Genomic DNA, 1,189 nt, shown 5'->3' with positions numbered 1-1,189 from the left:
CGGATTAAATAGCGGGGATTGGCTTGTTTCCTGCCATCAGAATAGATAAGGAAGTGGGTTAACCCAAGGTCACATCCCGCGCTTTTGTCTGCATCAATCACATCAGGAGGAACCGGTGTTTCTTTGCCATCGTCACAGAGAATGGCGGCAAAATATTTTCCCGTTGGCGTACGCGATAAGGTAATACTTTTAATTTCACCTTTGATTTCACGGTGGATGCGCGCTTCTATCGGCGTCAGCTTTGGAATTTTTATTGCTTCATTCAACACCTTCACGCCAACACAGTGATAACTGGATTGTTTTCCGTGTTTGCACTTAAAGGCAGGGAATTTGGCCCGCAATTTTGGATTGAAGAAATGCTCAAAAGCCGTGTTTAAGTTGATGACCGCCTGCTGTAACGCAATGGAATCATACGACTTGAGCCACGCATATTTACGTGATTTCTTTGCCGTTGCCAGTAACGGCTTCAGATCTTTACGTGGGCTTAAACTCACCCCATACCGTTTGTAGGCGTGTTTTTTAATATGCAGAGCCTTGTTATACGCAAAACGAACCGCACCGAACTGGGCATTAAGATATTCAGCCTGTTCGGGAGTGGGATAAATGCGTACCTTTATGGCTCTTAACATAATCAGCGCTCATTGATATAGTTCAGATATAGTAACAGGTAGCAGGAATATTTCAATTGAGTAAACACAATGAATTACTGGAAGGTTTTCTTCGAAAACGACACAGTGTCAGTAAGCGGGTTGTCCATTTAATATTCATGACAAAGTATCGCCGTAAACTCTTTGATGGAGGTATGATTGAACAGCTACGGGAGGCTTTTACTTCAGCAGCGACAAAACTAGAATGTGACATTATTGAGATGGATGGTGAGCAAGATCACGTCCACCTGTTGGTCGCTTATCCCCCTAAACTCGCGGTGAGCATTTTGGTGAATAATTTAAAATCAGTTTCTTCCCGGCTACTTCGCCAGCAAAATACGCATTTGAGAATGCAGAGCAAAACTGGGCTTTTGTGGTCAAGATCGTACTTTGCTTGTAGCGCTGGAGGGGCAACGATAGAAACGCTTAAAGCGTACGTTGCCAGTCAAAATACGCCGGAGTGACGTGTTTTAAAGCCCTGCGGGCTTTTCGCCTTATATCCCCGCCCGCACTGGGCTAGGGTTTACGGCGGATTTTGCTAA

General features: G+C 44.7%; 2 protein-coding genes. One reads left to right on the top strand and one right to left on the bottom strand.

Annotated features, from left to right (window positions below):
* The coding region (locus C5469_RS22785; protein ID WP_166310968.1) for an RNA-guided endonuclease InsQ/TnpB family protein at positions 1-629 on the bottom strand (629 nt) is incomplete at its 3' end.
* Positions 630-685: 56 nt separating this feature from the next.
* Between C5469_RS22785 and tnpA the strand changes: the two genes are divergently transcribed.
* A complete protein-coding gene (gene tnpA / locus C5469_RS22780; RefSeq protein ID WP_166310966.1) occupies positions 686-1,111 on the top strand; it encodes an IS200/IS605 family transposase in 426 nt (141 codons plus the stop codon).
* Positions 1,112-1,189: the final 78 nt, after the last annotated feature.

Source organism: Photorhabdus cinerea, assembly GCF_011189575.1.
Classification (GTDB): domain Bacteria; phylum Pseudomonadota; class Gammaproteobacteria; order Enterobacterales; family Enterobacteriaceae; genus Photorhabdus; species Photorhabdus cinerea.
The sequence above is the reverse complement of the archived record's forward strand: the minus strand, read 5'-3'. Positions and strand labels throughout refer to the sequence as shown.